Below are 23,859 nucleotides of genomic sequence, written 5' to 3' on the forward strand. Positions count from 1 at the left end.
CTTGATGATGAGTAATAATAGGGTAGGGCTCAATTAAGAACAATAGAGCATGATAAAAAATAAGAAGTTATTATTAATTAAAAATAGGCGCCGAACGGCATATTATTTTACTTTTGGCGGTATTATTGCCGTTTTTGCGGTCATGGGCTTCATTTTTGCTACATCGCAGCAGAGCCATGCGACAATTCCAGCGGGCGGTAAACAGAATGAAATTGGTCAAGTCTCATATCGCTTTTACAGTCCGTCAAATTCAGCTAATCCAGGAGCTCCATTAGCTGGTACTAATACTCAGGCCATATTGTCAAAGCCTGGTGCTGATTTTCGTTTGAGAGTTGGCGTGCAAAATAAAGGACTGTTTACAAAAAGCCTGGCAGCGGTTGGCGAAGGACATAACCACGGTTGTGCTATCTTGTCAGATAATAAGGCTTATTGTTGGGGAGAGGGTGCTTGGGGGGCGCTTGGCACTAACTCAACTTCCGATTCGAGCACTCCGACGCCTATTTATACTGACGGCGACTTAAGTGGTAAAACTATTAAGCAGATTGCTACTGGAGATTGGCATTCTTGTGCAATTGTTTCTGATAACAGAGTGTATTGCTGGGGTTATGGAAGCAATGGAGAGCTAGGAAATGGGACTTATAACCAGGCTAATGCACCGGTGGCCGTTAGTACTTCTGGGGTGATGTCAGGTAAAAATATTACGCAAATTGCCACAGGATTTAATCATAACTGTGCACTAGACTCCGATGGTAAAATCTATTGCTGGGGGCAGAATGCTTATGGTGAGCTAGGTAATAATTCAACGACCATATCTAATGTGCCAGTAGCTACTTCCATGAATGAGTTTGGAGGGCGACGAGTTAAGCAAATTATTGCGGGATTTTTCTACTCGTGCGCCTTAACGACTGACGGCTCGGTATTTTGTTGGGGTACTACTGAAAATGGTCGGATTGGTGCCGGTCAAACTAGCGGCTATTCTGCGCGGCCGGTACAGATAAGCTTTGGCGGCAAGAAGGTTGAGTCAATTTCTGGACACGCCACTCATGCTTGTGCTGTAATTTCGGGTTCCCAAGGATTGTATTGCTGGGGAAAAAATAATAGGGGACAGATTGGCAATGGGTCAACTACGGACAGCTATGCTCCTTCACCTGCCTCGGTAAGTGGAATTCTTGGCGGCGGAAAGACGATTAGACAGGTAAAAGCTAACTACGAGCATACTTGTGTATTGATTAGTAGCGGAGATGTTTACTGTTGGGGAGCCGGCGACAAGGGGCAGTTAGGCAATGGGTCAACCTCAGATTCGACGTCGCCGGTAAAAGTCAACATGCTATCAATAACCGCTGACAATACTATAAGTGATATAGCTAGTGGTAGTAACTACTCTTGTGCTTTAACGACTAGAGGCTATGTTTACTGTTGGGGCGAGAACTCACATTATCAATTGGGTAATGGCTCGTCGTCTAATGCGCTAACGCCTACGTCGTTATCAACTCCAGGGCGAACCATCGGGGACTCAGCAATTAAATTACGTGCCGAATATGCAAAAAAGGGTAGCGCGGTGACATGTTCAGCAGTTAATGGGGCGGCTTGGCGGGCTATTAATGGAGCGGCAAAACTTAGGTACGCCACAAACGGTCCAGCAGATGGTACGGCTATAACTAAGATTTCAGATGATCCAGCATTACCAGATAATACCGTTGGTACGCGCCCGCAGACGATTGTCAGAAAGAATAGTCCCTGGACAACGTTTGTGAATACCCAAGATATAGCTGCTGGCGAAGTGGGGGTTTGGGATTTGGTACTGGCTGATAGGGGTCTTGATAGGAATGAAAATTATTGTGTTCGTTTAGTTACAGACACTACTGCTGCGCCGGGCACCAGTGTTGATACGTATGATGTATACCCAGAGTTTAAGACGGCCCCTGGGTCGCTGGATCTTCGTTTTGCGAACAGCGCGGGAACAACAGTGGTTAATCCAACCGCGAGATTTGCTGATGCGACCACGAGCAGAAACAGTGTAATCACGGGCGCTTCTCTATCGGACTCTAATTCAAAGCAAATTGAGGTGGTCAATACGCAGACTGATGCTGGATGGAGTGTGGTGTTATCGGCTTCTAATGGGTCGACTGCTCGCTGGCAGCAGTCAGGTGGCACGAAGTCCTACATGTTCAATGGCAATAGTGACACCCAAGGGTTCTTGTCGGTTAAGTTTGCGGCTGCCTCTGTCATCACGTCGGGCAATTCATTGAGTGGATCGTCGTGTAACACTAGTGGTGTACAAAAGGGTTCTGATTTGCAATTCCAAGCGGGAGGAGCAAATGCAAATAGTATTACGCTGATGAGTAGCAGTAGCTCAACCGGTCAGCTGGGCTGTGCATTTTTATTGCGTAATGTTGGGCTGCACCCGACTATTCCGGCATATCAGAGTCCTGGCGTGTATAATTTACCAATGACATTAACGGTGACGGCGCAGTAGGGGGTATGATGCGTAGAGTAAAAAAATTATTCACTACTATCACACTACTTGTTGCAATGAGTATTTCTTCACCGGTTTTTGCGACTGCAGATTCGACGTTGTCGCAGGTGATTCGGGATATTGATTGTACACACACTACACTGGAGAACGGTAATCAATTAAATCATCCAGATTGTCAAATTTTTGCACCAAAGTTTATGAAGCTCGATTAGGTGGATAAGAAGCAGCCAGTGTTATATGGCGTATATGATGCGGTCCATACAGTCACTAATCCCATAACAGGTCAACATAATCTGACGGTGGAGTTTAACGGGCGGACGTTTGTATTGGGGCGAGATAGTGAGCTTCGGGTGAATGGTAACGTTTGGACATTAGATTTCTCAAATTGGCAAAATGACCATCCAGGGGACAATTTTATGCCACTAACTCCAGGCCATACTTATAATGGGCGAGCTACAGCCAGGATGAAGGCTAGTCCTTCATCGCCAGAGGTAACCCAGTTTGCTGATTTTTCAGTCACTATTCCAAAACAAACTATTGGGGAGATTATTGCTATTCCGAATATATTTAAGAAAGTCGGCCGAGTTTTAGCGAGTACGGGCGTTAGCATGTGGCTAATGATTGTCATTAGTGCCACCGCAATTTTTGTAGCATCTATTCTGCTGTTGATTCATAAAAAAGAAAAGGAGCGGGATGGATGAAGAAATAAGCGTAATAGTTTACGATAAACAAATTAAATTCACAAAACAAGGAGGGAAAATGAAAAAATTAAAATTATTGGCAGCTGTCGGATTCGGAGCAGTTAGCTTTGCTGGATTAGCTGGCTCTGCTGTTTATGCGGCGAATACCGCCAACTCTACTTTGACTCAAACAATTAATGCCGGCGCATTAAGTACCGATATCCGTAACTCAAGCAATGCGATTGTCAGCAATCCTACGTTTGCGACAGAGTGCTGTGACATTATTCTGCGTCAGCTCAGACTTCAACAGGTACGTTTGGTGAAAATGACAAGCGTATTTCCGTTGACAACCCTGGCGGTGCTAATAACGGTTGGACACTGACTTTGAACACCATCTCAGGTACTGGTAAATGGACCAGACGGTAGCAAAAGCTACAAATATAACGGTACTGCCGCTGATGGTCGTCTAACGGTTGATCCATCAACTGGCACAGTTACTCCGGTAATTGGTACAGCTACTGGTATCACTAAAGGTAGTTCAATGGCGTTTTCTGGTAGCAACCCAGTTACGCTAATGAGTGCCTCAGCGGGTGCCGATGCTGTCTGGAATGGCTACATCACAGGTGTTAGCTTGAAACAAGATATTCCAGCTGGTCAGCAAGCAGGTACATACACCTTGCCAATGACACAAACTGTTGCTGCTATCTAAATAGTTAAGACATTTATAAAAACGGGCACCCCTGCGGATGTCCGTTTTTAATTTGCTTAAGTAGTAGTCATAAGCATATTCTCTTGGTATAATAGGTAGTATAGTTTTGACAAGGAGGGTTATGAATAGTTTATTGTGGCGTAAAATAGTTGGAGCGGCTGTCGTTGTGGGCCTAATTTTACCTATGCCAGTATCTGCTGCGGGAATTGGTAGTCGACCAGCTAATCCTGATCCGAATAACCCGAGGACCCAATCAATTTTTATTTACAATCTATCTGGTGGCGCCTCAAAATCCGACCAACTATACCTTCAAAATGGGCTAGATGAAAAAGCAACGGTTGAGGTTTATGCAGTTGATGGCACAGTAACAGCGACTGGTGATATGACCTGCAAGCAAAAAGTGGAGGATAAGGTTGACGCTGGTAAATGGGTTAGCATCCCTAAACAGGAGATAACGCTCGAGGCAAAGGAAAGTAAGCTGGTGGACTTTACGGTTAGGGTTCCTAGTAAGGTGGATGTTGGTGAACATAACGCCTGCATTGTTGTGCAGCGTAAAAATACTCAACCTGTAGCAACGGGCGGCGTCCAGGTACAAACCCGTCAGGCGATTCGCATGGCGATAGTTGTTCCTGGAAATATTCATCGTGATGTGACAATTGATAAATTTGATATTAAGAATGAAAACGGTAATCAGTTGTATGAAATTGCGCTGAAGAATTCTGGTAATGTATCTGCTGATGTCGATATTAAATTGGTAGTCAAGGATGCGGCAGGTAATGTTGTTTATAAGAATGGTGGCGTAAATGCAACGATTGCTAATGAAATACGTCAATTCCGCTATGAAAGTAAGCTGGCGCCTTTCTGGGGAGGTAAATATAAAGCAGAGCTCTCGATTTCTTACAAGAAAAAGGCTGGCGAATGGGGGATTGGTCAGAATCAGAGTGAACTAATAACGAAGGACATTGAGCCCAAAGAACTGTTTTTCTGGCCGTCAATTATGGCTTTGGCGATAATTGGTGGCGCCTTGTTGTTGGTTATTCTGCTATTGATTGGCTTTATTGTCGCAATTAAGCGCCGCAAAAAATCAGTTAAATTTGGTAATCGTTAGTATTTTAGCAGGGTTGGAAATAAAAATATCTTGGGATTTTGGTAAAAACGCGCTACAATGTGAGTAGGGCGTTTTTGCGTGTGTCTGAGGAGGTTTTTCTCTGATGAAGCCAACGCAAAATGAGCGGCTATCAACCGCGAAGTCTGCGGGAAGAAATCGGTATGATTTTGAATCAGCTGAGATTAGACCCCGCCGCGACTCACTGCGACAAAGTGAACAATAAAGAGCTGAAAGAATCACTTCTTTTGGAATCGAGATGGTACCGTCCGCATAAAACACCTGAGCGGATTCTCGAAATCAAAAGAGGTGATTTTTAATTTAAATAAGGAGAAATAACAATGAAATTTCAAACACAAAACAAGAAGACGAGCAAAAGAATATGAAAAAGATGGGGTGCAGCGATGGAAAGAAGAAAACACATTCAACAAATCAGTCGCAAAACCGTAGCGAAGATAACGCTTGCGTGTTTTATGACGGCCCTCCATTCATTACTGGTGTGCCACACCATGGAACTCTTCTTAGCTCAATCGTGAAAGATGCTGTTCCACGCTACCAAACAATGAAAGGTAAGCGAGTTGAACGCCGTTGGGGTTGGGATTGCCATGGCCTACCGGCAGAGAATTTCGTCGAAAAGCAGATGAATATCGTGGACCGGCGGCAGATTGTGGCGAGTAGTGATCAGCCAGCGCCGCTGGATAAAGACGGTAATCCTTTGCCAACCATCAGCCTGGAAAAATACATCATCAAGGCGCGCGAAAGCATGGTAGCGAACAGCGAAACCTGGCAGGGCGTGATTGAGCGAATTGGTCGTTGGGTTGAATTTAAGGGCGCTTATAAAACCATGGATAACAATTACATGGAATCTGTTTGGTGGGCGTTCAAGAGGCTTTACGAAGAAGGCAAAATCTACGAAGGCGAAAAGGTACTGATGTACGACACGAAGTTTGCTACCCCTGTCAGCAAGGCCGAAGTGACCATGGACAACGACGCCTACCAAACGGTGACCGACCCGAGTGTGTATGTGAAGTTTAAGCTGCCTGATGAAGACGTTGCTGTTTTGGCTTGGACTACCACGCCATGGACATTGCCAGCTAACCTGATGTTGGCCGTCAATCCGGAGATGACGTATTGCGAAGTGCTGGTGGGGGGTGAAAAGCTCATTATCGCCGAAGAAGCCCTCGAGCGCACCCTGCAGGACGAAAAGCATCAGCCGCTTGATTACAAAGTATTACGCAAATTCCCCGGTAGCGAATTGGTGGGTAAAACCTATCAGTCGCTCGATACGGGCTCGGCCTGGCCAGATAACGACAAGATCCACACCATTTACGCGGCGGATTTCGTCTCGCACGAGTCAGGTACGGGCATCGTGCACATCGCGCCGGCTTATGGTGAGGACGACTTTGAGCTGGCCAAACGCCACGGCATTAGTGCCTTCCATGTCATTGATGATAACGGCTACTATACCGATGGCAATTACAAAGGCCTCGAGGTGTGGGATAATAACAAGTTCATCGCCAAAGACCTGAAGGAAAAGGGCGCGGTGTGGAAGATCGAGTACATTCGTCACGAATACCCGTTCAACCCGCGTAGCAAACAGCGCATCATGTACCGCGCGCATCCCAAGCTGGTTCTTTGACATTCAGGGCCAAAAGCCGCTGATGATGGAGCAAAACGAGCATATTAATTGGTTCCCGGCTCATCTAAAACATGGTCGTTTTGCCAAAAATATCGAGCAGGCACCAGATTGGAATCTGAGCCGCGACCGCTTCTGGGCGACGGCAATGCCAGTGTGGAAGGGTGACCGCGGTACGGTCAAGGTGGTTGGCTCGTATGCGGAGCTCAAGGAGCTGAGCGGCGTGGAGCTGGATGATTATCACCGACCGTGGGTGGATGAAATTACTTTTGAAATTGACGGCGAAACATTTACCCGCATTGATAAGGTTTTGGACTGTTGGTTTGAGAGCGGTAGCATGCCGTTTGCACAACTCCATTATCCGTTTGAAAACAAGGAAAAATTTGAGCAGAATTACCCGGCGGACTTCATCGTTGAGTACATCGGCCAGGTGCGAGCGTGGTTCTACTACGTGCATGCTGTCAACGCCGCCTTGGCCGAAATCGGTGCCTTTGGCGAGGCTGGCGCGCAGCACAAAAACGCCTACAGTAATGTCATCACTACTGGTGTGGTGGCGGGCAATGACGGCCGCAAGATGAGTAAATCCCTGGGTAACTTTACTGATCCGAACGAGCTGATGGATAAGTTTAGTGCTGATTCCTTACGCTTCCTATTACTGAGTAGTCCGCTAACAAATGGCGAAAACTTTGCCTTGGCGGATAAGGACGTGATGGACGTGGCGCGTAAGCTTGGCATGATCTGGAATATGTACGACTTCTTCACGATGTACGCTGAAGTTGACGGCTGGGAGTTTAACGGCGATATATCAGATCCACTTCACGATTTAACAAATCCGTTGGATATTTGGATTGTGTCGAGGTTGCATCAATTGATAACAGAGGTCGAGCGAGGCCTTAACAACTATAATCTGCAGGACGCAACCAAGCCGATCTTGCCGTTCTTAGACGACGCAAGTAACTGGTATGTCCGACGCAGTCGCCGCCGCTTCTGGAAATCTGAAGATGATGGCGATAAAAATGACGCTTACCGCACGCTCCATTACGTTTTGGTGCGACTCAGCTATATGCTAGCGCCGTTTACGCCATTCTTAGCGGAAGAATTGTACCATAATTTGACGGGCGATAACGAGTCGATTCATCTTAAAGATTGGCTGCCGGCTGGTGAAATAGACAATTCAATGCTACGCGACATGAATGCACTGCGTACTGCGGTAAATGACGGCCTGTCGAAGCGCGCATCGGAGGGAATTAAGGTGCGTCAGCCGTTGGCGTCTGTGAAACTTATCAACACTATTTCTCAGGATACACCAGCGGAAGTTGCGCAATTCTTGATTGATATCGCCAAAGATGAATTGAACGTGAAATCGGTTGAAATTGTTACAGATTCAGAGTCTGAGTCACGGCGCAACCGAGCGTTGTTTATGACTTAACAATCACTCCTGAACTAAAGCGCGAAGGTTTGATGCGTGAAATCATTCGCCATGTCCAAAGCGCGCGCAAGCAGGCCGGTCTGCAGATAGATGATCGAATTGTATTGAGCATTTCTAGTGACGATTCTGAAATATCTCAAGCTGTTGACGCTTTCGCTGACGTCATTAAAGCTGAAACTCTTGCTGTGGAGCTGAATTCTGTGGTCAATGAATCGGAAAAATATGACGTCAAAATCGAGGGTAAATTGGTAGAAATTTCCCTGAAAAAGGCGTAAATAAGCTTAAGTCTGTCAATTGAAATAAGTAGCCTCCTTAGCGTAAGAGGATATTCTATTGACTTTTCATCATACTTATGCTAATATATCATTGTTAATTGATAAAAATAAAAAAGTTATGCAAAATTTATTCAACAAATTATTTGGTAGTAAAGTAGGATTTTTGCCAATTGATCCGCTGGCGGATGGACTTGCTGAAGAAATTATTAAAGAGCAGCGGGAGCCGCAGGCAATTCGGCTAGACGTTGACGAAATAGAAAACATTCGTAAAGTTTTGGTCTCGTGCGGATGGCAACGCTGTTGACGATTAATGATGTATAATTACTCTCACAAAGAGCTGAAAATGTAGGAGGTGCTATGATTACTAAAGCTATTATTCCGGTCGCTGGTTGGGGCACGCGAATGTTGCCGATTACCAAATCTATTGAAAAGTGTATGTTGCCGGTCGGTACTCGTCCAGTGATTGATTATATCGTGCAAGACGTTGTGCGAGCGGGCGTGAAGGATATTTACTTTGTGGTTGGTGAACAAAGTACTCAAGTGCAGAGCTATTATCGATCGAATATTCAATTGAACGATTATTTACGTCGAGCGGGAAAAGAAGATAAATTACCTCTGGTGGCGCCACTTCGCGACGTCCGAATACATTTTTTAACTCAGCCAAGAACCGGCGGTTACGGCACAAGCATTCCAGTGGGCCTGGCGAGTGAATTCATCGAACAAGGCGAGTCAGCCTTTGTGATGATGGGCGACCAATTCTTTTGGCGCGACGACGGCGGTTCAAACGCCGCAGATTTGGCAGAGCTGGTGGAAGCGCGTGGATTGTCGGCTGGCCGATTAGGAAATCCTGTCGAAGAAGAACTTATCCCACAAACAGGGATCATCGAAACCGACCAGCAGGGCAATTTTGTCCGAATAATTGAAAAGCCAAAATTAGAAGAAGCGCCAAGTAACCTCAGCAATTCAAGTTTTTACGTCCTCAACAAAGAAATTTTCGAACTGGCGCGAACATTACCCGCCAACCCGAAAAGAGGCGAATTTGAGCTAACCGACGCGATCAACGCGTACATCGAGGGCGGCGGCATGATCGCGGTTGGCGAAGCTAAGGGCGAATATATGGAATGCGGCTCGCCGAGCGGTTGGCTGAAGGCGAATAACGCTATGGCGAAAAACGTTACTTGCTAACTGTACTTGATTTTATTGCTAGTTTTTGATAGAATTATTAGAGTTAATTCATATATATTAAGGAACGAAATGAAAGCAGTCGTAAAAATCTCTGGCAAACAATATCTTGTCAGCGAAAAAGAGTCCCTCTTGGTGGATCTCCTCCCTGAAGGCACAAAAGAACTCACTCTCGACGCACTTTTAGTGATTGATGGTGATAAAATCAAGGTTGGTACGCCAACTGTAAAAGGCTCTAGCGTTAAAGCTAAGGTCGTAGAAGCGGAAGTTAAGGGCGATAAGCTTCGCGTTATCCGCTACAAGAGTAAGAAGCGTGTACACAAAGAAACTGGTCATCGCCAGAAGTACACGAAGATTGAAATTACGTCAATCAAATAATCTGAAAGAGCCGCTTTCGTAAAGGAAGCGGTTTTTTGATGTCTGTTATTTATGTTCTGCTCATGCTATAATTAAGGCAGGTAAAAAGGGGAACGAATGACAAAAATCATTGCGGTGACAAATCAAAAAGGTGGCGTCGGCAAAACAACGACGTCAATTAACGTAGCATATTTTTTGGCAAAAGCTGGCAAGAAAACATTGTTGGTGGATTTTGATCCGCAGGGCAATGCTACTAGTGGACTTGGAATAGATAAGCAGAATTTGGGCGCAACAATATCAGAGGTGATTATGCGACAAATTGACCTGGCGAATATCATATTGCCAACGGAATATAAAAACTTATCAATCGCTCCAGCTACACCTCATTTGGCGAATACGGAAGTGGAATTGGCGCAGGCGCAGGGAAGGTTTGTTCGCTTGCGAGAGGCTTTGCAAAAGGCGACGGATTACGACTATATTATTATTGATAGCCCGCCGAGCTTGAGTTTGTTGACGGTCAACGGTATGATTGCCGCTAATTACGTATTGCTTCCAGTTCAGGCGGAATTTTACGCATTGGAAGGATTGGGGCAGCTTTTGGAAAGTATGAAATTGATAAAGAAGGGGCTTAATCCACCTCTGGAATTATTGGGCGTTTTACTGACGATGATGGACTCCAGGACTACATTATCTGGGCAAGTTCATGCTGAGGTTAAAAAGTATTTTCCAGATAAGATTTTCAAGAATAGCATTCCGCGAAATATTCGCTTGGCTGAAGCTCCTAGTCATGGCGCGCCAGTTGGGGCGTATGATCGTTTTTCAAAAGGTTCTCGGGCTTATAAGGCGCTAACGAAAGAAATTATAGAGAGGGTGGAACGATGAAAAAAGGTTTAGGTAGAGGTTTTGGGTCATTGATTCCAACCAATTTGATTGATGAAACGTTCGATCCAACAGCACAACAGGATGTGAAAGTTTCTCATTTGAGAGATATTGCTATTGATCAAGTCGTCCCAGATCCAGATCAGCCGCGTCGCTTTTTTGATGAGAATGCTTTGAATGAGTTGACGGAATCGGTGCGCGAGCATGGTGTGGTTCAGCCGATTGTTGTGACGCCAAAAGGCGATAAATATCTGATCGTGGCGGGCGAGCGACGTTGGCGTGCGGCGAATAGGGCGAATTTAACAGAGGTGCCGTGTATTGTCAGGAGTATGAGCGACCAAAATCGCTTGGAGATTTCTTTGATTGAAAACTTGCAACGACATGATTTGAATGCGCTTGAAACTGCGACTGCTTATCAAAAATTGCGCGACCAATTCAATATGACGCTGGAGGAAATTGGCAAGCGTCTGGGTGGCAAATCTATAAGTGCGGTCAGTAATACGTTGAGGCTGCTGAAATTGCCGAAGTCTGTGCAGCAGGCGTTGTTTGAGGGGCGATTAAATGAAGGGCAGGCAAGACCTCTAATCGGTTTACCTGATGACGCCGCGGAAGATATTATGGAGCGAGCTATTCGCGAGGAGTGGTCAGCGCGACGGATTGAGCAAGTTGTTACTTTGTGGAAGCAGGCGAAGGCTAGTCCAATCGAGAACAAACGCCGCCCAGCAGATATGCCTCACGCAGATGCTGTTGAAAGTCTTTCAAAGCGATTTGGAACAGGGGTGAAAATTCGTACAAACGGCCGTGGAGCTGGTCAGATTAGTATCAAGTTTAAGGATAATCTTGAATTTGAACGAATAAGAGAATTGCTCGAAAAATAATTTTTGTATTAGAACGAGCGAATTTTATTGAATGGGAATATTCGTAGACTAACTGGTCCGACGATGTCATAAAGGGGGATTGGTCCCATGCAGTTTCGAGAGTCGCAAGAATAGCTTCCTTGGCGGTGATCGCCCATAACGAATATCGTGCCTTCTGGTACGGTCGTATCGACATCTCCAGAAGTAGGCTGTCCTGGCTCATTTTTATTGACTGAGGTGTCAGGGTTAAATCCGTCGGGGTTTTCTGTATTGTAAACAGTTACGGTGCCGTTTTTCACAGTAACTCGCTCACCAGCAAAGGCGATTACACGCTTAACAATATATTCGTCTTTGCCTGTCGAGGCGTTAAAATTCGGATTCTTAAACACAATTACTTGTCCGCGCTTTGGAATATAATTTTTATTCTGCAATTTTGAACCAGTGACGGGCAATCGATTGACGATCAGACGATCACCGGTGTACATCGTCGTTTCCATACTGGCGCCTTCAACATTGAAAGTTTGAAATACAAAAGTGTTCAATAAAAGTGTACCGATCACCACGCCAACAACGAAAATGACCATTCCCAGGCCATCTTGTAATTTCGGATGACGATCCATAAAAGTAGCGTCCATTGTTTCAATTATAAGCGTTTTGTGTGTTATAATCAATAGATATGAAACCACGCAAACAGTCGATGGACGGATTTGTCGCCAAGCGACCACAGCGAACTTCGTTGGGGGAAATTACTAGCAAAAAAACGACTACGCTCGGGCATCATCGTAGTAACGAAGATAGTCCGCAAGTGTCGAATAATGCGACAAGGAATATTCAGCAACCAACTTCTGCTAATAAATTAAAGCAGAATATTAGCGAATCGTTGGCGGCGATTGATGAAAATACCAAGCCTTCTCATCGGCAGGAGCGTAAGCAGAAGCGTAAGAAAAAGTTAATTACCAGGATTATTCTTGCGATTATCGGAATTATTATTGCAATTGTGGCGGGCTGGCTGCTATTAAAATTATGGCAGACGATGAACTCGGTGTTCCATAACGGCGGAATCTTAGGACTATTTTCGCAGCAGAAGCTGAAAGAGGATGCTTATGGTCGAAGCAATGTGCTGATTTTAGGTACAACAGATGACGATCCGGACCATCCAGGTGCGACATTGACCGACTCAATGATGATTCTTAGCGTCAATCAGACAAAGAAGGACGCATATATGTTTAGCATTCCGCGTGACTTGTATGTAAAATTTGGCATGGCGTGTAATTCTGGCTACGCTGGTAAAATCAATGAATATTTTGGCTGCGTGAATAACGGAGATAGTGCGCAGGCAGAAGCTGAACGAATGGATAAAACTAAGAAATTCATCGGCGATATATTCGGTATGGATATTCAATACGTGGCGCATATTAATACTGCGGTGATTCGTGATGCTGTCAATGCGGTCGGCGGAGTTACTGTTGACGTACAGAGTCGTGATCCGCGGGGAATCCTTGATCCAAGTATGGACTGGATGTGTCGAGCGAAGGAGTTGAATTATCAGCAACGTCGCGAACGATGTCCAACAGGTCACTATATGCAATTAACTAACGGCAAGCACGAAATGGACGGCGAAAAGGCGATGTGGTTCTCTCGAGCGCGTGGTTTGGTGGCGCCAACTTACGGATTGGAACAATCCAACTTTGACCGAGAGAAAAACCAGCAATTGGTAATGATGGCACTGAAAAACAAAGCTACTTCCACGGGAACGCTGACTGACTTTGGTAAGGTGACGTCTCTGATGGATGCCATGGGCAAAAACTTGCGCACAAACATTGACACGAAAGAAATCCGCACAATTATGAACCTTGGCTCGGAGATAAAAGAATCTGATATTCACAGATTGAGTTTTGTGGAGGAAAACAACGTACTTATGACTACTGGCACGGCGGGTGGCGCAAGCATAGTTCAGCCAGCTGCGGGATTATATGATTATGACGACATTCGCGCTTATATAAAGTCTGAGATTTACGCAACGCCGTTATCTAAGGAAAAAGCCACAGTTGCTGTCTTGAATGGTTCTGGCGTGGCTGGTGCAGCGCAGAAAGAAGCGGACAAATTGACAGAATTAGGAATGAAAGTTGTTCATGTCGGCAATGTTCCAGGTAATGAAAAAGTCGACAAAAACCCAAGTTTATCAATTGCCAGCTGGTAAAGAAAAAACCGCTACAAAAGATAAATTTAAGGAGTTGTACGGCTCGGTTTCATCAGATTCCTCGAAGTATAATTTGAATGTTGACGCACAATTTATCGTTGTTGTGGGAACTGGCTCATAATTTGGTATAATAGAGTAAGTTATGGAGTTACTGAAAACTGTTAAACGAAGAACGTTTTGGAGCGAATTGGTTTACTATGTCTTAAATATTGGCTTGGCGGCGGCATTGCTTGTTATTGCTCAAGCATTTCAGACCCCATTTCCAGCGTTAGCGCTTGTTGTGCTGAGTAAATGGCGCATAATTGCTGTTCGTCCGCGTTTTTGGTGGGCAAACATTCAGGCTAACTTGGTTGACTTAACGGTCGGAATTGGCGTTGTTGGTCTGATGTATCTACCTACGTCAGTGTTTTATTTCCGCGTAGCATTGGCAATACTATATGCAATTTGGCTAGTCGTGATTAAGCCGATGTCTAAGCGCTGGCAGGTTGCTATGCAGTCGTTAATCGCTATTTTTGTCGGTGTAACCGCGCTGATGGTGGTGTCATACGAGTGGCCGGTTTCTGTAGTTGTTATTCTGATGTTCTTGATTGGTTATAGTTCTGCGCGCCATTTCCTACACAGTTATGACGAAGAACAAACGGTTTTACTTTCGGCAATCTGGGGACTTGTCTTTGCTGAACTGGGTTGGCTGTCATATTATTGGACTTACAGTTACGGAAAATCACTATTTGGCGGCGTTTCACAGGTTACAATAATCTTATTACTATTCTCGCTCGTCGCCAGTAAAGCTTACCAATCTTACAACAAACACAAAGCTATTCGATTCTCAGACATATCCGCTCCAGTGATTCTTACAATCGGAATTATCTTGGTGATGCTAGTGTTCTTGAATTCGGTAGTAATTTAATTGATAGGGGGTGAAAATATATGCAAAATTCTGGCAAACAGAAGAGATTAGCCTTATGGTTGGTTGGTGGTGTGGTGGGCGCTGCCACACTGGTTAGCATAATATTCTTAACGAGTTGGATAACGCTTCAGCTGGCTAATCGTCTATCTCAAGACGTAAAGCATGACGGTAATTCAATAACAGTAAGCGATGGCGACGTCTCAAAAGTTGTTGATAAAGTTTCACCTAGTGTCGTTTCTATAGTTGTCTCTAGTGAGGATTCTGAGAAGATGGGCGCCGGGACTGGCGTTATTATTAGCGCTGATGGTTATGTTTTGACAAATAAGCATGTTGTTAAAAATTCTCAAAAAATTAGAGTAGTTACACATAATGGAGACCAATTTACCGACGTTTCATTGGTCGGTGTCGATCCACTTAATGACATTGCGTTTTTAAAAATCAAAGATGCTAAGAAGCTGCCAGTGGCAGAGCTTGGTAATTCTGGCACGGTAAAAGTTGGGCAAAAAGTTGTTGCTATCGGGAATTCTCTGGGGCAATATCAGAATACTGTGTCCAGCGGTATAATTTCCGGTAAAGGACGACCAGTTGTAGCAAGTTCTGACTCTAGGGGTTCTAAAACAGAAAGCTTAACTGACCTGTTGCAGACTGACGCGCCGATTAACCTTGGCAATTCTGGTGGGCCACTTATTAATATGGCAGGACAGGTGATTGGCATCAACACAGCTATCGCCTCTGACGCACAAAGCATCGGTTTTGCTATTCCAATTAACGCCGTAAAAGGTATGGTGAGAGGCGTTATAAGCGGCAAGGGTGTCCAGAAGGCTTATCTGGGCGTCCGCTACGCATCTATTACGCCAGACATTCAGTCAGAATATAAGCTGCCGGTAAAGTCTGGCGCTTACATCAATGGAGGGTCGGAGTCCACTATAGAAAAAGATGGTCCAGCCGATAAAGCTGGTATAAAAAGTGGTGACATCATCACTAAGGCTGCCAATAAACAACGGCGTCAAATCGAACGACCCGTCTTTTTGCTTCACCCGAGAAATCCCGCTGTAGCCAACCGCAAAAGCCGAAAGCTCCAACCATTTGCGAAATCAGCTCGGCATTATCTGAGATTAGATTGTCAATCTCTCGATAAATCTCGCCCTCAAACGTCGATAAGCCTTTTTTCTTACTCAATTCGCGTCGAGATATACGCCCAGTCTGAATCACGTCGCCGTTACTTAGAACAAGATCAACCTCGATAAATAGTAAGCCTTCTGGAGTGAGACATCGTGGCGCTTGTGAGATCAATTGCAATATCAATTTCAATCCTTCATCTTCGGCGAAAAGTGCAATTTCTGGTTCATATTGAAGTTCTGGAGATACGTCCCAATTTTTGTCAACGTAAGGCAGATTAGCAAATATATAGTCGACTGGTTTGAGTTGGCCATTAAGTAATGATTGCTGTTGAATATGGACGTCCGCATTTAAGGCGTTCGCATTTTTTTCTGCAATATTTAAGGCTGGTTTGCTGATATCGGATAAAATTACCGACAAGTTGCTTCTCTCTAATTTGGCAGTAATTCCCAGACAACCAGACCCTGCGCCAACGTCAATTAAAACTTTTTCGGCAATTTCGCTGGCGGTCAGTTCTAAGAACAATGAAATTAGATCTTCGGATTCAGGGCGGGGAATTAAAACAGAAGGAGATACGGTGAATTTACGCCCGTAAAATTCTTTATAGCCCAGAATGTAGGCGATTGGCACGCGGTCTAATCTTAGGTCTAGTCTGGCATTTGCGATGTCAAATCTTCTGGGGTCAATTTCTTCGTCCAGGTGAGCGTGTAGGTAAGTACGGTTTTTTCGCAAAGTGTTGGCTAATATCAATTCAGCGTCTAATCTGGCGGACGGGATGTTTGCTATTTTTAAGGATTTTGTGGCAATTTTTAGCCATTCAGAGATAATCATGTGGCTAATTATAACATATATCTATGGAATGTAAAAAGCGAAAACGCTTGCAAAAGAAGATAGATGACATTGACAAATAAAGAAATATATAGTATTGTACAATTATGTTATTAAGTGAAAGAAAGGATTATATTAGATAATATGTCAAAAAGAGAGTATAGACTTCCTATCCATGACGTGATTATGGGAGTAGGTCTTGGAGCGAGGGCTGATCGTGGTGGATGGAATAGGACTAAAGAGACTCCAGCAACAGCGGCAGATAATGATACTGAAGTGTTGCTGAATCAGCGAGAAGAAGAGCGTAGAAAGATGACTCCCGAAGAGCAGAAGGCAGCTGATGAAGCGGCGATCAAGAACTCTATATGAAAAATATATAAAGACGCGCAAGCGACGAATCTCTAAGCCTGGACGACCGTGATAAGTGGAGTGAGGCTGCGCTTGATTTAGAATTTAGGAATCCAGACCTATTTAATTACTAGCATTCTGAGCTTTCAGCTCACGCTCATATCTCTGTAGATTTTCAATCAAATCGTCGATATCCCCGTTCATTGCAGCGGGGATATTGCTGCGGCTGTAGTGAATGCGGTGGTCGGTGATTCGGTCTTGTGGGAAGTTGTACGTTCGGATTTTTTCCGAGCGGTCGCCAGTTCCAACCAACGAGCGTCGCTCGGCGCTTAATTTGGCGTTTTCCTCGTCAATTTTCATCTGCAACAATCGCGAACGAAGCACGCTCATGGCTTTTTCGCGGTTTTTAATTTGCGATTTTTCGTCTTGGTTTGTAACTATCATTCCAGTCGGCAAGTGGGTGATTCGCACTGCTGAATCTGTCGTGTTCACACTTTGACCGCCGTGTCCACTGGAGCGGTAAATATCAACGCGCAAATCGTTCGGATTTATCTCAATGTCAGCCTCTTCTGCTTCTGGCAAAACTGCCACCGTTACGGTTGAAGTGTGGACGCGACCTTGGCTTTCAGTGACTGGAACTCGCTGAACTCGGTGTACGCCACCTTCGAACTTCAATTTAGAGTATGGCGCGTCGCCCTTGATCATGAAAATAACTTCTTTATAGCCGCCAGAATCATTGGCTGATTCGCTAATTAGTTCTACTTTATAGCCGTTAGATTCGCACCAACGTAAATACATACGGTACAATTCCGCCGCAAACAAGGACGCTTCATCGCCACCAGCACCAGCGCGGATTTCCATGATGATATTTTTCTCATCATTGGGGTCTTTCGGGGTGAGCAGGATGAATAATTCTTCTTCTAATTCGGTCAATCGAGCTTCGGTTTCAGTAATCTCAAGTTTCGCCAGAGCAGCCAATTCACCGCCTTCGTTAGCTAACTTTTTGGCCTCTACTAAGTTTTTTTCCAGGTTTTCTCGCTCTTCACCCTTGGAAATAAGCGTCTCTAATTCTGAAAATCGTTTGTTTTTTACTGTAAAATCTGGCGAGCTGTAAGCATCAGGTTGCGCTAAAAAATTGCTCAAATCAGCTCGTTCATTTTTCAGAGAATCCATATCTAAAGAAATCTTCGCCATATCTATAAAATTATATCACAGGCAAGCTGACTTATGTGCTGCAAAGATGTGCGGAGATTGTGATATATTATGTCGTGGCGTAACGATTGTCACGTTGGACTAGCCGTGCTTTAATGAGAGTATGAAGTTTGCAACCTGGCGTGAGTTTGTTGAGGATCAGGCTGAACAGCCTTATTTTCGGGCGTTGATGAATCGGGTTGATGCGGAGCGTGAGAGATTTGATATTTATCCGCCACGTCAGGATATGTTTTCATGTTTCGCGGCTTGCTCGCTGGACAGAGTGAAAGTGGTAATCATTGGGCAAGACCCGTATCACGGGCCAGGGCAGGCGCATGGTATGAGTTTTTCGGTGCGTCCTAGCGTGAAATTGCCACCAAGTTTGCAAAATATATTCAAAGAGCTTGTGGATAATATCGGCGGTGATATGCCGACTAGTGGTTTTTTGGAACCGTGGGGCAAGCAGGGCGTGCTGATGATGAACACTAGTTGGAGCGTTCGTCGTGGCCAGGCGGGTAGTCATGCCGGATATGGTTGGATGGAATTTTCCGAAAATTTACTAAAAATGCTTAATAATTATGATCAGCCGCTAGTATTTATCCTTTGGGGTGCGCACGCTCAAAAAGTTGGACAGGCGATTACTAATCCGAAACATTTGAAAATATCTAGTGCGCATCCGTCGCCGTTTTCGGCGCATCGAGGGTTCTTTGGTAGTCGGCCGTTCTCGCGTGCTAATGATTTTCTGGTGCAACAGGGTCGCGAGGCAATTGACTGGCAGCTGCCTTGATTGATGAAGGACAAGTTTTATGTGGTATTACGCTACTTATTAATAAAAAACCACCCAACTATTGGGTGGTTTTTAAAGCGCAATACCTTACTAATTTGTTAGATTATTTAGTCTTTTTGTCTGATTTTGGAGAATCAGTTTTAGCTGCTTTTTTAGCGTTAGCTTTCTTTGCTTTGTTTGCCAAAGCTGCTCGGCGAGCTTCAGCGGCTGCTTGACGAGCCTTAAAGCGATCAACACGACCTTCGGTGTCGATAATCTTTTCTTCACCAGTAAAGAATGGGTGTGAAGCTGATGAAATGTGAACCTTAACCAATGGATATTCGTTGCCGTCTTCCCATTTGATGGTTTCGGTTGTTTGCGCTGTTGACTGAGTCAAGAACGCGAAGCCCGCTTGTTCGTCGCTAAATACGACAGGGCGATAGTTCTGTGGGTGAATACTGCTTTTCATAACCTTGGTATTTTAACAAAAAAACGGAGTAATGCAATATATTACCAAAAAGGCGTGCGGACGTATTGACGTATCTGTAAAAAGTAGCGCATAATTACAGATGAGATACGCTAATTTAGGAGGAGTATGTGCTATGGAAAATGGTTCTTATGTATATGATAAGAGTAGGGATAATGGCTTGAGATATTTATCGGGAGAGGCTTTTCGTCGCTCTAAGGAATTGGCAATAGCAAAGGAGTTAGGGGTGATATTAGAAAATCCCGATAAAACCGAATCTTTTGAGCTATATAATTCGGGGGAGTCAGAGCGTATGCTGGCGCTAGTTGGCGAGGAGTTTGGGATTGGAGTTATGCAGACACCGGGTAAGCCTAAGGAAGTAACTGCAAAATTATTTAATCCGCACCAACACAACTCAGGATTCATACAGGGAGACGCCGCTGGACGTTCATACTTCGGTCGTAGCCTTTGATGCGGATATATAGAAGATGGGGATCCTTCAGGAGAAAAAGCCGCATTGTTATTCTTTAAGCTATCGGCAAACATAACTGGCGAACCAACTCCGCCTATGACCATGGAAGATTTTAGCCGTAAGACTAGTACTTATGGTGCTGTCGTTTCAGGTAATGGAATTGAATACTTTGAGTTCATTAAGTGCTGCGATATTAAAAGGGTGTCTTCTATAAATTCGCCTCTAGATACTAGTTTAGAAAAAAAGAACTTAAAGAGGAATTGGAAAAATTTATTAAGTCTCGTCAAGAGGTAGTTGCTCCTGATGAAGAATAGTGGTATAATTACCAGGTAACTAATTTTAATGACACAATCCGTTTCACACTCCAAATCGTGGGCGGATGAGGCAAAAGGAGAAGAGGATGTCTGTAAAGGTAGACATTAAGGCTTTGCTGGAGTCAGGTGTTCATTTTGGACACAAAACCAGCCGCTGGCACCCAAAGATGGCGCCATATATTCACAGTAAGCGTCAGGATAGTCACATTATTGACTTGACTAAGACTGTTGAAGCTTTGGATAAGGCTTTGCCAGAATTGACAAAAATCGCTGCATCAGGCCGTAAGGTTCTATTTGTTGGCACCAAAAAACAAGCCAAAGACGTTGTTCGTGAAGCAGCTGAAAAGATCAACCAGCCATACGTAGTTGAGCGCTGGATTGGTGGTATGTTGACTAACGGTTCAACTATTGCTCAGCAAATTAAGAAGCTGAAGAATCTTGAAAAGCGAATGGCTTCAGGTGATTTGGAAAAGCGTTATAACAAGCTTGAAGTGCAGCGCTTCCAAGAGGAAATCGACAGCTTGAATATGAAATATGGCGGCATCAAGGATTTGATGGGCAAGCCAGGCGCTGTTGTTGTAGTTGACGCATTGACCGACGCAAATGCAGTTCGCGAGGCTCAAACTTTGGGCGTGCCAGTATTTGCGATTGTTGACACCAACGTTAACCCAACAGGAATTGATTACGTAATTCCAGGTAATGACGACGCTGTTAAGGGTATTCAATTGCTATTAGACTACTTCACCGCAGCTGTTGCTGAAGGCGCAGGTAGCGTAAAGGCTGAAGAAAAACCAGCTAAAAAAGAGGAGAAATAGGATGGGCGTTTCTGTTGACGATATCAAAAAATTGCGCGAATTGACCGGCGTAGGCTTGACTGACGCTAAAAAAGCTTTGGTTGAAGCTGAGGGCGATTTCGATAAAGCTTTGGAAGCTATGCGCAAAAAAGGCTTGACGAAAGCTGAAAAGAAGGGCGACCGTGAAGCTCGTGAAGGTTTGATCGAAAGTTATGTTCACTCTGGTCGAATCGGCGTTATCGTTGAGGTAAACTGCGAAACCGACTTCGTGGCTCGACTTGACGACTTTAAGACGTTGGCACACGAAATTGCTATGCAAATTGCAGCGATGAGTCCAAAGTATGTTTCTGAAGCTGACATTCCAGCAGAGGAAATGGAGCGCGTTAAAGCTGAGCTTATGGCGAGCGAATCTTTGGCAAGCAAGCCTGAAGAAATGCGCGAAAAGATCGTTGAAGGTCAATTGAAGAAGCATTTTGCTGAGCAGGTTCTTATGAGCCAGGCTTACATCTTGGACGATTCTAAGACTGTTGAGCAACACATTAAGGAAGCAATTGCAAAATTAGGCGAGAACATTGTAGTTCGTCAATTCAAGCGAATTGAGCTGGGCGTAAGCGAATAGATTTTCACACAGAGAAGAAGTCGGCCGTAGCAATGCGGTCGATTTTTTATTTTGTCAATATTTACCGCAAGCATATTGACAATATCGCAAATATGCGGTCGATCCGCCTTCACGTGAGAGGGCGGATTTTTATTGTGTGGAAATTATTGAGCAGCCGTCTTTTTGGTGGCGCGCATCTGTCGTGGTGACGATAAATTGGTGATTTTGGATGGTTTCTTGGAGAAGTTTTTCGCGAGTGGCGTCTAGTTCCGAGAAAACGTCGTCCAGTAGAATTAGCGGTCGAGATTGACTAACTTCTGTCTGAAGTTCTAGCTCTAATAATTTGAACGCCAGCATAATGGTTCGCATTTCGCCGCGTGAAGCAACTTTAATAGCGGGCTGATTATGGAGAAAAATTGTGAAATCTTCACGGTGTGGGCCAGCCGAAGTAAATCCTGTGACTATTTCATATTCGCGGGATTTTCCTAAGCGATTTAGTAGGGCTTGGTCGTAATTTTCCAGAGGTACAATAGCGCCATATTCGATGGATAATTGCGTGTCTTTTCCTGCCAAAGATTCGTATAAATTTTTTATGCGAGGCTCGTTTATCTGGAGAAATTTGGCTCGTTTTTGGGCAATGTTGGTTGCGTATTGGACAAATTTTATGTCCCAAGCAAACAGGTTGTCGCGCCAAATTGATGAGTCTTCTTGGTGGGATTTTAAGAGTTCGTTGCGCTGTAAAAGAGTGCGATTGAAAGCTCTTAAATCCGTGTCGTATTTGGGGTCAAGTCGGGCAATTAAGCCATCCAGAAAGTCGCGTCGTCGGGACGGTGAAGAGGAAATTAATCTTAGTTCGCTTGGCTCAAACAAAACGACAGGCAAGCGGTTTTTTCTGGTTAAGACCTTTGATTTATTGTCATTGATGATGAATTCTTTGTTGATTTTTCCGGAAATTGAGTCTAGCTTAATACGTCGCTCGCCGAAATCGCCCTCCAGATGAACAATTGTTTGCGGAGCGTTCAGCGTCATACAATCGCTAAGGCTGCCACGAAAACTACTGCCGCGCAGCGCCACATAAACCGCCTCAAGCAGATTCGTCTTGCCGGTGCCATTTGGTCCAACGATTACCGTCCCAGAATTGCTAAAAGTCGCTTCGTGCAGATGATAAGACCGGAAATTGTATAGCTTAATCTTAGAAATCACTCTGTTATTATAGCACGGGGCGTAAGGCAAAATTAGCAGACAAGACGCTTGAAGTTTGATATAATAACGGATAGATAAATTGGAGGAAATATGTTCGACACAAACCCTTATGAAGAAAAAATGAATGCAGCGTTTAGCTTTTTTCAAGATGAATTGAAGAAGGTGCGAACGGGCAGGGCGCACGCTGGAATGCTTGACGGTGTTATGGTTGAGGCTTACGGCTCAAAAATGCCGCTTAATCAGGTTGCAAACGTAACCGCTCCAGAGGCACAAATGTTGTTAGTTACGCCATTTGACCCAAGCAATATTACAGCAATTTCTTCTGCGATTCGCGACAATCAAAGCCTAGGTTTTAATCCGTCTGACGACGGACAGAGTGATTCGCGTTCCAGTTCCAGCTTTGACGGAAGAGCGCCGCCATCAATTGGTAAAACAGGTTAGCGAGAAGGTTGAGGAGGCTCGAATTGCGATGCGTAATATTCGTCAGGACGCATTAAAGGATGCTAAGCGAATGAAGGACAATAAAGAGCTGAGCGAAGACGATTTGAAGCGCGTAGAGAAAGAAATTGACGGCTTAATGAGTAAGATGCAGGCGCAAATTGACGAGGCGTTTAAGGCGAAAGAAAAGGACGTCTTAACTGTTTAATGAGCGAAACTTTTGCCGACAAAGTGAAGGCATTGAATTTGCCGTTGGACCAAATTATTGTTATTGGTAGCGGGATTTTGGATCAATTGGGAATTCGTCCAGCTAGTGATATTGATCTTGCGGCGAGTCCTGATTTGATGAAAAAGCTCTCTGAGGAGAGTGGCGATTGGATTAAAAAGTTTGATGACAATCAGCGTTTTTATTTTGTAAAAGATGACGGTTCGGCTGAAGTTTGGGACGGCTGGGTTTTTGATGGACAGGCTGTTAGCTATGATGATTTGCTTGATTACGCAGTGGAATATGGTGGCGTGAGGTTCGTCAATTTAGAGTTTTTATATCAATGGAAAAAATGGCGCAGTCGCGAAAAAGATGTTCAAGATGTGAAATTAATTGATGAATGGAGGGCAAATAATGAGTGAAAA

30 protein-coding genes and 1 pseudogene are annotated in these 23,859 nt (G+C 44.5%); 26 read left to right on the plus strand and 5 right to left on the minus strand.

Translation table 11 applies throughout. The features are described from left to right. The first annotated feature begins 49 nt into the window (after positions 1 to 49). The 14 genes from KOY49_RS01095 to KOY49_RS01160 all read left to right on the plus strand — a co-directional run bounded on the left by KOY49_RS01095 (position 50) and on the right by KOY49_RS01160 (position 11,606). Positions 50 to 2,476 (plus strand): RCC1 domain-containing protein, encoded by a 2,427-nt coding sequence (locus KOY49_RS01095; protein WP_232736361.1) that lies wholly within the window; start codon positions 50 to 52, stop codon positions 2,474 to 2,476. A gap of 5 nt (positions 2,477 to 2,481) precedes the next feature. Then, positions 2,482 to 2,688, plus strand: coding sequence for a hypothetical protein (locus KOY49_RS01100; protein WP_232736362.1), 207 nt, complete (start codon positions 2,482 to 2,484; stop codon positions 2,686 to 2,688). Next, positions 2,689 to 3,177 (plus strand): hypothetical protein, encoded by a 489-nt coding sequence (locus KOY49_RS01105; RefSeq protein WP_232736363.1) that lies wholly within the window; start codon positions 2,689 to 2,691, stop codon positions 3,175 to 3,177. It abuts the gene before it with no gap. Next, positions 3,170 to 3,538: a hypothetical protein gene (locus tag KOY49_RS01110; protein ID WP_232736364.1), complete on the plus strand. Its 369-nt coding sequence runs from the start codon at positions 3,170 to 3,172 to the stop codon at positions 3,536 to 3,538. The genes KOY49_RS01105 and KOY49_RS01110 overlap by 8 nt, the downstream gene beginning before the upstream one ends. A 159-nt stretch (positions 3,539 to 3,697) precedes the next feature. Next, a complete protein-coding gene (locus tag KOY49_RS01115) occupies positions 3,698 to 3,865 on the plus strand; it encodes a hypothetical protein (RefSeq protein ID WP_232736365.1) in 168 nt (55 codons plus the stop codon). A 121-nt stretch (positions 3,866 to 3,986) separates the two neighbouring features. After that, positions 3,987 to 4,973 carry a WxL protein peptidoglycan domain-containing protein gene (locus tag KOY49_RS01120; RefSeq protein WP_232736366.1) on the plus strand — a complete coding sequence of 329 codons (987 nt, stop codon included), beginning with the start codon at positions 3,987 to 3,989 and terminating at the stop codon, positions 4,971 to 4,973. 379 nt (positions 4,974 to 5,352) lie between these two features. Next, positions 5,353 to 6,609, plus strand: a complete 1,257-nt coding sequence (locus KOY49_RS01125; protein ID WP_269802163.1) for a class I tRNA ligase family protein — start codon at positions 5,353 to 5,355, stop codon at positions 6,607 to 6,609. A gap of 22 nt (positions 6,610 to 6,631) precedes the next feature. Beyond that, positions 6,632 to 8,035 (plus strand): class I tRNA ligase family protein, encoded by a 1,404-nt coding sequence (locus tag KOY49_RS04880; RefSeq protein WP_269802164.1) that lies wholly within the window; start codon positions 6,632 to 6,634, stop codon positions 8,033 to 8,035. A 32-nt stretch (positions 8,036 to 8,067) separates the two neighbouring features. After that, a complete protein-coding gene (locus KOY49_RS01135) occupies positions 8,068 to 8,310 on the plus strand; it encodes a DUF5915 domain-containing protein (protein ID WP_232736367.1) in 243 nt (80 codons plus the stop codon). Positions 8,311 to 8,401: 91 nt separating this feature from the next. Continuing rightward, positions 8,402 to 8,614 carry a hypothetical protein gene (locus tag KOY49_RS01140; protein ID WP_232736368.1) on the plus strand — a complete coding sequence of 71 codons (213 nt, stop codon included), beginning with the start codon at positions 8,402 to 8,404 and terminating at the stop codon, positions 8,612 to 8,614. Positions 8,615 to 8,667: 53 nt separating this feature from the next. After that, positions 8,668 to 9,495 carry a sugar phosphate nucleotidyltransferase gene (locus KOY49_RS01145; protein ID WP_232736369.1) on the plus strand — a complete coding sequence of 276 codons (828 nt, stop codon included), beginning with the start codon at positions 8,668 to 8,670 and terminating at the stop codon, positions 9,493 to 9,495. Between the two features lie 6 nt (positions 9,496 to 9,501). Then, positions 9,502 to 9,870, plus strand: a complete 369-nt coding sequence (gene rplU / locus KOY49_RS01150; protein ID WP_232736370.1) for a 50S ribosomal protein L21 — start codon at positions 9,502 to 9,504, stop codon at positions 9,868 to 9,870. Positions 9,871 to 9,966: 96 nt separating this feature from the next. Further along, entirely contained in the window at positions 9,967 to 10,731 is a 765-nt protein-coding gene (locus tag KOY49_RS01155) for a ParA family protein (RefSeq protein WP_129632346.1), read from the plus strand. Beyond that, positions 10,728 to 11,606: a ParB/RepB/Spo0J family partition protein gene (locus tag KOY49_RS01160; protein WP_232736371.1), complete on the plus strand. Its 879-nt coding sequence runs from the start codon at positions 10,728 to 10,730 to the stop codon at positions 11,604 to 11,606. Before KOY49_RS01155 ends, KOY49_RS01160 begins: the two co-directional genes overlap by 4 nt. 8 nt (positions 11,607 to 11,614) lie before the next feature. On the opposite strand, the gene lepB is transcribed toward KOY49_RS01160, so the two are convergent. Beyond that, positions 11,615 to 12,220 carry a signal peptidase I gene (gene lepB, locus KOY49_RS01165; RefSeq protein ID WP_129632352.1) on the minus strand — a complete coding sequence of 202 codons (606 nt, stop codon included), beginning with the start codon at positions 12,218 to 12,220 and terminating at the stop codon, positions 11,615 to 11,617. A gap of 41 nt (positions 12,221 to 12,261) precedes the next feature. On the opposite strand from lepB, the gene KOY49_RS01170 reads away from it, so the two are divergent. From KOY49_RS01170 to KOY49_RS01185, 4 genes are read left to right on the plus strand one after another with little or no spacing between them, the layout of a single operon-like run. Further along, positions 12,262 to 13,785, plus strand: a complete 1,524-nt coding sequence (locus tag KOY49_RS01170; RefSeq protein WP_232736372.1) for an LCP family protein — start codon at positions 12,262 to 12,264, stop codon at positions 13,783 to 13,785. Continuing rightward, the gene (locus tag KOY49_RS01175) at positions 13,739 to 13,906 is read left to right on the plus strand and encodes a hypothetical protein (RefSeq protein WP_232736373.1); all 168 of its coding nucleotides are present in this window, start codon (positions 13,739 to 13,741) and stop codon (positions 13,904 to 13,906) included. Before KOY49_RS01170 ends, KOY49_RS01175 begins: the two co-directional genes overlap by 47 nt. 21 nt (positions 13,907 to 13,927) lie before the next feature. Beyond that, entirely contained in the window at positions 13,928 to 14,692 is a 765-nt protein-coding gene (locus KOY49_RS01180) for a hypothetical protein (protein WP_232736374.1), read from the plus strand. Between the two features lie 20 nt (positions 14,693 to 14,712). Continuing rightward, on the plus strand, positions 14,713 to 15,939 hold the full coding sequence (locus KOY49_RS01185) for a S1C family serine protease (RefSeq protein ID WP_232736375.1): 1,227 nt from the start codon (positions 14,713 to 14,715) through the stop codon (positions 15,937 to 15,939). A gap of 49 nt (positions 15,940 to 15,988) precedes the next feature. Here the strand turns inward: KOY49_RS01185 and KOY49_RS05350 are convergent. Beyond that, positions 15,989 to 16,642: pseudogene (locus KOY49_RS05350) on the minus strand (N5-glutamine methyltransferase family protein); the annotation flags it as partial. A 141-nt stretch (positions 16,643 to 16,783) separates the two neighbouring features. Between KOY49_RS05350 and KOY49_RS01195 the strand changes: the two are divergent. Then, positions 16,784 to 17,008: a hypothetical protein gene (locus KOY49_RS01195; RefSeq protein ID WP_232736377.1), complete on the plus strand. Its 225-nt coding sequence runs from the start codon at positions 16,784 to 16,786 to the stop codon at positions 17,006 to 17,008. A 102-nt stretch (positions 17,009 to 17,110) separates the two neighbouring features. On the opposite strand, the gene prfA is transcribed toward KOY49_RS01195, so the two are convergent. Next, positions 17,111 to 18,181: a peptide chain release factor 1 gene (gene prfA, locus KOY49_RS01200; protein ID WP_232736378.1), complete on the minus strand. Its 1,071-nt coding sequence runs from the start codon at positions 18,179 to 18,181 to the stop codon at positions 17,111 to 17,113. A gap of 121 nt (positions 18,182 to 18,302) precedes the next feature. Between prfA and KOY49_RS01205 the strand changes: the two genes are divergently transcribed. Then, positions 18,303 to 18,965: a uracil-DNA glycosylase gene (locus KOY49_RS01205; protein WP_039326981.1), complete on the plus strand. Its 663-nt coding sequence runs from the start codon at positions 18,303 to 18,305 to the stop codon at positions 18,963 to 18,965. Positions 18,966 to 19,068: 103 nt separating this feature from the next. Here KOY49_RS01205 and KOY49_RS01210 read toward each other — a convergent pair whose 3' ends face one another. Further along, on the minus strand, positions 19,069 to 19,413 hold the full coding sequence (locus KOY49_RS01210; RefSeq protein ID WP_129632372.1) for a type B 50S ribosomal protein L31: 345 nt from the start codon (positions 19,411 to 19,413) through the stop codon (positions 19,069 to 19,071). 133 nt (positions 19,414 to 19,546) lie between these two features. Between KOY49_RS01210 and KOY49_RS01215 the strand changes: the two genes are divergently transcribed. The 3 genes from KOY49_RS01215 to tsf all read left to right on the plus strand — a co-directional run bounded on the left by KOY49_RS01215 (position 19,547) and on the right by tsf (position 21,609). Next, positions 19,547 to 19,882, plus strand: a complete 336-nt coding sequence (locus KOY49_RS01215) for a hypothetical protein (RefSeq protein WP_232736379.1) — start codon at positions 19,547 to 19,549, stop codon at positions 19,880 to 19,882. 400 nt (positions 19,883 to 20,282) lie between these two features. After that, complete coding sequence (rpsB, locus tag KOY49_RS01220; protein ID WP_164999874.1) at positions 20,283 to 21,011, plus strand: 30S ribosomal protein S2; 729 nt, start codon at positions 20,283 to 20,285, stop codon at positions 21,009 to 21,011. A 1-nt stretch (position 21,012) separates the two neighbouring features. Next, a complete protein-coding gene (gene tsf, locus KOY49_RS01225) occupies positions 21,013 to 21,609 on the plus strand; it encodes a translation elongation factor Ts (protein WP_129632381.1) in 597 nt (198 codons plus the stop codon). A gap of 129 nt (positions 21,610 to 21,738) precedes the next feature. Here tsf and recF read toward each other — a convergent pair whose 3' ends face one another. After that, on the minus strand, positions 21,739 to 22,791 hold the full coding sequence (recF, locus tag KOY49_RS01230; protein ID WP_232736380.1) for a DNA replication/repair protein RecF: 1,053 nt from the start codon (positions 22,789 to 22,791) through the stop codon (positions 21,739 to 21,741). A 90-nt stretch (positions 22,792 to 22,881) separates the two neighbouring features. Here recF and KOY49_RS04885 point away from each other — a divergent pair, with 90 nt between their 5' ends. From KOY49_RS04885 to KOY49_RS01240, 3 genes are read left to right on the plus strand one after another with little or no spacing between them, the layout of a single operon-like run. Beyond that, the gene (locus KOY49_RS04885; protein WP_269802165.1) at positions 22,882 to 23,232 is read left to right on the plus strand and encodes a ribosome-recycling factor; all 351 of its coding nucleotides are present in this window, start codon (positions 22,882 to 22,884) and stop codon (positions 23,230 to 23,232) included. After that, entirely contained in the window at positions 23,216 to 23,437 is a 222-nt protein-coding gene (locus KOY49_RS04890) for a ribosome recycling factor (protein ID WP_269802166.1), read from the plus strand. The genes KOY49_RS04885 and KOY49_RS04890 overlap by 17 nt, the downstream gene beginning before the upstream one ends. Further along, the gene (locus KOY49_RS01240) at positions 23,437 to 23,856 is read left to right on the plus strand and encodes a hypothetical protein (RefSeq protein WP_232736381.1); all 420 of its coding nucleotides are present in this window, start codon (positions 23,437 to 23,439) and stop codon (positions 23,854 to 23,856) included. The genes KOY49_RS04890 and KOY49_RS01240 overlap by 1 nt, the downstream gene beginning before the upstream one ends. Positions 23,857 to 23,859: the final 3 nt, after the last annotated feature.

Source organism: Candidatus Minimicrobia vallesae (genome assembly GCF_018866205.1).
GTDB lineage: Bacteria > Patescibacteriota > Saccharimonadia > Saccharimonadales > Saccharimonadaceae > Nanosynbacter > Nanosynbacter vallesae.

Bases quoted from the DNA above. Each gene is read 5' to 3' on its own strand.
- KOY49_RS01115 (WP_232736365.1), top strand. From the start codon at position 3,698: ATGGCGTTTTCTGGTAGCAACCCAGTTACGCTAATGAGTGCCTCAGCG.
- KOY49_RS01195 (WP_232736377.1), top strand. From the start codon at position 16,784: ATGTCAAAAAGAGAGTATAGACTTCCTATCCATGACGTGATTATGGGA.
- KOY49_RS01170 (WP_232736372.1), top strand. From the start codon at position 12,262: ATGAAACCACGCAAACAGTCGATGGACGGATTTGTCGCCAAGCGACCA.
- KOY49_RS01215 (WP_232736379.1), top strand. From the start codon at position 19,547: ATGGAAAATGGTTCTTATGTATATGATAAGAGTAGGGATAATGGCTTG.
- KOY49_RS01095 (WP_232736361.1), top strand. From the start codon at position 50: ATGATAAAAAATAAGAAGTTATTATTAATTAAAAATAGGCGCCGAACG.
- KOY49_RS01100 (WP_232736362.1), top strand. From the start codon at position 2,482: ATGATGCGTAGAGTAAAAAAATTATTCACTACTATCACACTACTTGTT.
- prfA (WP_232736378.1), bottom strand. From the start codon at position 18,181: ATGGCGAAGATTTCTTTAGATATGGATTCTCTGAAAAATGAACGAGCT.
- KOY49_RS01160 (WP_232736371.1), top strand. From the start codon at position 10,728: ATGAAAAAAGGTTTAGGTAGAGGTTTTGGGTCATTGATTCCAACCAAT.
- rpsB (WP_164999874.1), top strand. From the start codon at position 20,283: ATGTCTGTAAAGGTAGACATTAAGGCTTTGCTGGAGTCAGGTGTTCAT.
- KOY49_RS01240 (WP_232736381.1), top strand. From the start codon at position 23,437: ATGAGCGAAACTTTTGCCGACAAAGTGAAGGCATTGAATTTGCCGTTG.
- KOY49_RS01175 (WP_232736373.1), top strand. From the start codon at position 13,739: ATGAAAAAGTCGACAAAAACCCAAGTTTATCAATTGCCAGCTGGTAAA.
- KOY49_RS01120 (WP_232736366.1), top strand. From the start codon at position 3,987: ATGAATAGTTTATTGTGGCGTAAAATAGTTGGAGCGGCTGTCGTTGTG.
- KOY49_RS04880 (WP_269802164.1), top strand. From the start codon at position 6,632: ATGATGGAGCAAAACGAGCATATTAATTGGTTCCCGGCTCATCTAAAA.
- lepB (WP_129632352.1), bottom strand. From the start codon at position 12,220: ATGGACGCTACTTTTATGGATCGTCATCCGAAATTACAAGATGGCCTG.
- KOY49_RS01155 (WP_129632346.1), top strand. From the start codon at position 9,967: ATGACAAAAATCATTGCGGTGACAAATCAAAAAGGTGGCGTCGGCAAA.
- KOY49_RS01205 (WP_039326981.1), top strand. From the start codon at position 18,303: ATGAAGTTTGCAACCTGGCGTGAGTTTGTTGAGGATCAGGCTGAACAG.
- KOY49_RS01135 (WP_232736367.1), top strand. From the start codon at position 8,068: ATGCGTGAAATCATTCGCCATGTCCAAAGCGCGCGCAAGCAGGCCGGT.
- KOY49_RS01110 (WP_232736364.1), top strand. From the start codon at position 3,170: ATGGATGAAGAAATAAGCGTAATAGTTTACGATAAACAAATTAAATTC.
- KOY49_RS01210 (WP_129632372.1), bottom strand. From the start codon at position 19,413: ATGAAAAGCAGTATTCACCCACAGAACTATCGCCCTGTCGTATTTAGC.
- KOY49_RS01145 (WP_232736369.1), top strand. From the start codon at position 8,668: ATGATTACTAAAGCTATTATTCCGGTCGCTGGTTGGGGCACGCGAATG.
- KOY49_RS04885 (WP_269802165.1), top strand. From the start codon at position 22,882: ATGTTCGACACAAACCCTTATGAAGAAAAAATGAATGCAGCGTTTAGC.
- KOY49_RS01180 (WP_232736374.1), top strand. From the start codon at position 13,928: ATGGAGTTACTGAAAACTGTTAAACGAAGAACGTTTTGGAGCGAATTG.
- KOY49_RS01125 (WP_269802163.1), top strand. From the start codon at position 5,353: ATGAAAAAGATGGGGTGCAGCGATGGAAAGAAGAAAACACATTCAACA.
- KOY49_RS01185 (WP_232736375.1), top strand. From the start codon at position 14,713: ATGCAAAATTCTGGCAAACAGAAGAGATTAGCCTTATGGTTGGTTGGT.
- tsf (WP_129632381.1), top strand. From the start codon at position 21,013: ATGGGCGTTTCTGTTGACGATATCAAAAAATTGCGCGAATTGACCGGC.